General features: G+C 73.9%; 4 protein-coding genes. 1 reads left to right on the top strand and 3 read right to left on the bottom strand.

Going from position 1 to position 5117, the window contains the following annotated elements; translation table 11 throughout:
- Window positions 1-234 precede the first annotated feature (234 nt).
- Entirely contained in the window at window positions 235-1287 is a 1053-nt protein-coding gene (locus HF526_RS34110; RefSeq protein ID WP_169385780.1) for an IS110 family RNA-guided transposase, read from the top strand.
- A gap of 519 nt (window positions 1288-1806) precedes the next feature.
- Here HF526_RS34110 and HF526_RS34105 read toward each other — a convergent pair.
- The 3 genes from HF526_RS34105 to mptB form a co-directional block, all read right to left on the bottom strand.
- The gene (locus HF526_RS34105) at window positions 1807-2619 is read right to left on the bottom strand and encodes an ABC transporter permease (protein WP_169385779.1); all 813 of its coding nucleotides are present in this window, start codon (window positions 2617-2619) and stop codon (window positions 1807-1809) included.
- On the bottom strand, window positions 2616-3548 hold the full coding sequence (locus HF526_RS34100) for an ATP-binding cassette domain-containing protein (protein WP_169385778.1): 933 nt from the start codon (window positions 3546-3548) through the stop codon (window positions 2616-2618). Before HF526_RS34100 ends, HF526_RS34105 begins: the two co-directional genes overlap by 4 nt.
- A 24-nt stretch (window positions 3549-3572) precedes the next feature.
- The coding region (mptB, locus tag HF526_RS34095) for a polyprenol phosphomannose-dependent alpha 1,6 mannosyltransferase MptB (protein ID WP_169385777.1) at window positions 3573-5117 on the bottom strand (1545 nt) is incomplete at its 5' end.

Below are 5117 nucleotides of genomic sequence, written 5' to 3'. Positions count from 1 at the left end.
GGTGGGGTCGGGGGAAGGCGTTCCAGGAAGGAGGGTCGAGCCACGGCCCGATCGTATGCCGCTCCGATGGACGTCCCCGGCCCGGGCCGGGGACCCCACGGCATGGCGACTCGCAGACCGGAGAATGCCGACTCGCGCGCCCGAAAGGTGACATGTGGCGGGACCCCCTCGGCACGGAAACATCGGTCCCGTGGAGACCAGATCTGGTTTCTGAGGGTGCTCGAGGAGGTCCCGATGGCGATCGTAGGCGGCTTGGATCTGCACCGGAAGCAGATCACCTTCGAGGTGTTGGACGCCGACTCTGGCGAGGTTCGGCGGGGTCGGATCAGCCCGGCGGATCGGCAGCTGTTCCGCGGCTGGCTGGGCGAGTTCACCGACCGGCACGTGGAGCTGGCGGTGGAGGGCTGCACGGGTTGGCGGTTCGTGATCGAGGAATGCCAGGCCGCGGGGGTGGTCGCGCACTTGGCCGAGCCGGCCGACGTGGCGGCACTGCGGGGGCGGCGCCGCCACGCCAAGACCGACCGGATCGACGCCCGGCATCTGCGCGATCTGCTGCTCGATGGGCGGCTGCCGGAGTGCTGGATCCCGCCGCAGCTGGTGCTGGAGACCCGAGCCAAGGTCCGGCTGTACAAGGACCTCACCGATCAGCGGACCGGCTGGCAACAGCGCATGCACGCCACGCTGTATCACCTGGGGGCTCCGGCCCAGCGCGGCCTGCTGACCGGCGAGCGTGACCGGCTGGCCCGGATCCAGGGGCTTAGCCCGGCGGCCCGCCAGGCCATCTCGGTGGCGCTGCGAGTGATCGCGGCGCTGGACGCCGAGATCGCTGTGGTGCGCGCCGAGCTGGTCGGGTTCGCCCGCCGCCAACCCGGCTGCCGTGCGCTACAGGCCGAGTTCGGCATCGGCGCGCTGCTGTCGGTGGTGATCTGGTGCGAGATCGGCGACGCCCGCCGGTTCGCCCACTCCCGCGACGTGGTCCGCCACGCCGGGCTGGACATCACCGTGTACTCCTCCGACGGCAAACGCTCACCCGGGCGGCTGTCCCGGCAAGGCGTACCGCTGCTGCGCTGGGCGCTGTATGAGGCCGGCCGGTGCGCCGCGCGCGCCGCCAGCCCCGACCACATCTACTACACCCAGGTCGCCGAGCGGCTCGGCGGGCAACGCGCCGCGCTGTCGGTCGGGCGCAAGCTCGCCCGCCGCTGCTACCACCGACTCCGCGCCCTCGACGAGCAGGCCCTCGCCCCGCCCCCGCCGCGACGCACCGGCCCGCCAGCGCGGGCCGCCTGACCGGGCAGGGCCCCAGCAGCCGGTGATGCACCGAGGCCGCGGATCTGCGCACTGCCCGACCACCTGATGGCTGGTGCGGCCAGCTCCCGAGAAGGCACTGCCGCCACGCCTGCGACCGGCTGGACGGCCTCGAAAGACCGAGCGGCCCACCTGCCCGACCTCACCCGTGGGACAGCCCCAATCGATCATCATGTCGCCGGACCCAGTGCTGGTTCGAGGACCCAGATAAGCCGGGGCGCCCGCGGATCCTTCCGCCTCACACGAGCACCGGCACGGCCCGGGCCACCACCGCCAACTAATGAAGAAGGCCGACCATGAACTGAACCGACCGAGGCCCTTCGTCGCCTCCCCAGCCTGCGGCGCTCCTCGCCGGCGTCAACGTCGTTCGTCCATCGGGCGCTCCACCTTGACGCCGGCTCCGGAACGACCGCCAACCACGCACGCGACGACAAACCCCAAAAGGACCATGAGCCGGCACTTGACCGGGGCTCCCGCCACAGATAAGTGCCGACTCGCGGGTCAGCGCAGCTTGACGGTGCGGACGGCGAGCCCCGTCGCGAGCGCGGTCCACGCCAGCAGCACCACGACCGGCTGCACCCCGGGCGGCTGCCCGGCGACGAGCGCGGCGCGCAGCGACTCGGCGAGCGCTCCCGAGGGCAAGTAGCCCGCGACCGTGCCGAGCACACCGGGCAGCTGGGCGGTCGGGATCACGATCCCGCCGGCCAGTAGCAGCACGAACCAGACCAGGTTGGCCACCGCGAGCACGACCTCGGCGCGCAGCGACCCGCCGAGCAGGATGCCCAGGCTGCCGAACGCCGCGCAGCCGAGCAGCACGAGGACCAGCGCCCAGCCGACCCCGGCCGGGTCGGGCCGCCAGCCCAGTGCCGAGGCCAGGGCGCACAGCAGCACGGTCTGCACGACGACCAGCCCGAGCACGGCGGCCAGCCGGCCGGCGACCAGCAGCCACCGGGGCAGCGCCGTCGCGGCCAGCCTGCGGATCACGCCGTAGCGCCGGTCGAAGCCGAACGAGATGGCCTGGCTGGTGAATGCGGTGGACATCACGGCGAGCGCGAGCACCCCGGGCACCACGGCCTGCACCCGCGGGTCGGGCAACGGCACCACGTCGAGCAGGGTGAGCCCGAACAACAGCACGACCGGGATGAGCAGGGTGAGCAGCACCTGTTCGCCGTTGCGCAGCGCGAGCCGCAGCTCGGTCGCCGACTGCGCGAGCAGCATCCGGGCCAGTGAGCCGCGCGCGGGGTCCGGGGTGAAGGTGCCCGCGGCGAACCGGACGTCGGATGCGCCCGGGCGTGCCGGCTCGGTGACGCTCATGAACGCAGCTCCTTGCCGGTCAGGTCCAGGAAGACGTCCTCCAGGCTGCGGCGGGCGACCTGGACGTCGTCGGCGAGTGCGCCCTGCCCGGCGCACCAGGAGGTGATGGCCGCCAGCACGCCGGGGTCGATGCGGCCCTGCACCAGGTAGCGGCCCGCGATCGGTTCGGCGGCGCGGTACCCGCTGGGCAGCGCGGCGGTGAGGTTCTCGAGATCCATCCCGGGCTTGGCCCGGAACCGCAGTTCCTGCTGGTCGCCGCCCGCGGTGAGCTCGGCGGGGGTGCCCTGCGCGACGACCCGGCCGTGGTCGACGATGACGACCTGGTCGGCCAGCGCCTCGGCCTCCTCCATCAGGTGCGTGGTGAGCAGCACGGCGACCCCGTCGCGGCGCAGTGCGTCGATCAGCTCCCACACCAGCCGGCGGCCCTGCGGGTCCATCCCGGCGGTGGGCTCGTCGAGGAACACCAGCTCGGGACGGCCGACGATGGCGCAGGCGAGCGCGAGGCGCTGCTGCTGCCCGCCGGAGAGCCGCTTGTACGGGGTCCGGGCACAGGAGCCCAGACCCAGCACGTCGGTCAGCCAGCCGATGTCGAGCGGATGCGCGGCGCAGGCGGCGACGACCCGGAGCATCTCCTCGGCACGCACCCCGGGGTACGCGCCGCCGCCCTGCGGCATGATCCCGATCCGGGCGCGCAGGGTGTCCGGTGCGCCGGCCGGATCGATGCCGAGCACCCGGACCTCGCCTGCGTCGGCGCGCAGGAAGCCCTCACAGATCTCGACGGTGGTCGTCTTTCCGGCGCCGTTCGGGCCGAGCAGCGCCAGCACGCTGGCGGGTGGCAGCTCCAGGTCCAGGCTGTCGACCGCGGTCGTCCGGCCGTATCGCTTGACCAGGCCGCGGACCTCGACAGCCGCTGCCGCAGGGGAACTCACGGGGCCGGATTCTAATGACGCGGCTCAGCCCGGGCCCGTGGCGGTGTCCGCTGCCACGGGTTCGGGTTCGGCCAGCAGCCGGCGGCGCACCACCAGGATCGCGACCAACAGGATCAAAGCGCCGGCGACGATCGCCATCGGTAGCTGGTATGCCCGAAACGCGAAGTCGGCGCCGGTCGGCGGCACCATCAGGGCGAGGAGCGCGGACGCGGCGAGTGCGGCCCGCCGGTAACGGGGCAGGCCCTGGGTGGCGGCCAGCGGGATGGCCGCCCACAGCAGATACCAGGGATGCACGACGGGACCGAGCAGCACGACGGCGCCCAGTCCGGCGCCCAGCCCGGTGACCGGCTCGACCCGGCCGCGCAGCGTCGCCAGCAGCAGCCAGCAGCAGACCAGCGCCGCGGCCAGCCCGCCGACGCCGCGGGTGATCGTCAGGGTCGTGTTCGTGTGGTCCCCGAGGCCGGCCAGGATGCCGATCTGGCCGCTGAGCTGGCCGAGGACGGTCGACAACGACATCCAGCTGCGGATCGTGTTGGCCGTGCCGAGCGTGCCCAGCCACCCGAAACCGAGTCCGGTGCCGAAGCCCAGCGCGGCGAAGACGGCGACGGCGATCGCGCCGAGCGCACCGGCGGCCGCGGCGACGTCGCGGATCCGCCCGCCCCGGCGCCGGGCCAGGTGCATGCCGAGGAAGCCCAGCGCGAGGATCGCCGGCAGCTTCACGGCCGCGCCGGCCGTGATGAGCACCGCGCCGGCGATCCAGCCGCGGTCCGGCCGGGCGGGATCGGCGCGCGCTCCCGTCCGGCCCAGGCCGATCTCCAGTCCGGCGAGCATGAGCCCGATCATCAGGGCCTCGTTGTGGATGCCGCTGACCAGGTGGAACAGCACCAGCGGGTTGGCCGCGCCGAGCCACAGCGCCAGTCCGGGCTCCAGGCCGCAGCGCCGGGCCAGCCGGGCCAGCGCCCACACGATCAGCGCGACGCCCGCGATCGCCAGCACCCGGTGCAGGAACACGGCGAGCACCACGTCGTCCTCGCTCAGCGCGGTGATCCCGCGTCCGAGCGCGAGGAACAGCGGGCCGTAGGGCGCCGGGGTGTCGCGCCAGATGGTCGGAATGGTGCGGGTCAGCGGGTCGTCCACGCCGAGGGCTTGGGCGGGTCCGAGGACGTACGGGTCCAGGCCGCGCGCGGTGATCGCGCTCTGCGCCAGGTAGCTGTAGACGTCCTTGCTGAACATCGGCGGCGCCGCGGCCAGCGGCAGCGCCCACAGCAGCGCGGTGCGGGCGAGCTGGCCGTGGTTCGGCGCCGGCGCGACGGCGCCGCGGGCCCGCAGCATCCGGCCGATCCACAGCCAGGCGAGCACGAGCATGCCCATGCCGGCGTAGATGAGGGCGATGGAGACGGTGGCGTTGCGCCCGGGTAGCCCGAGCACGCGCAACCCGTTGAGCGGGTTGGGGACCGGCAGCGCGCCGGCGCCGAGGGCGCCGATCCCCATCAGCAGCGCGCCGGTCAGCCCCAGCCGGCGTGCCAGCCGGCTCGGGTCGCGGGGGCGCGCGGGCAGGGAGGGGCCGGC

Source organism: Pseudonocardia acidicola (assembly GCF_012911935.1).
GTDB classification, from domain to species: Bacteria; Actinomycetota; Actinomycetes; order Mycobacteriales; family Pseudonocardiaceae; genus Pseudonocardia; species Pseudonocardia acidicola.
The sequence above is the reverse complement of the archived record's forward strand: the minus strand, read 5'-3'. Positions and strand labels throughout refer to the sequence as shown.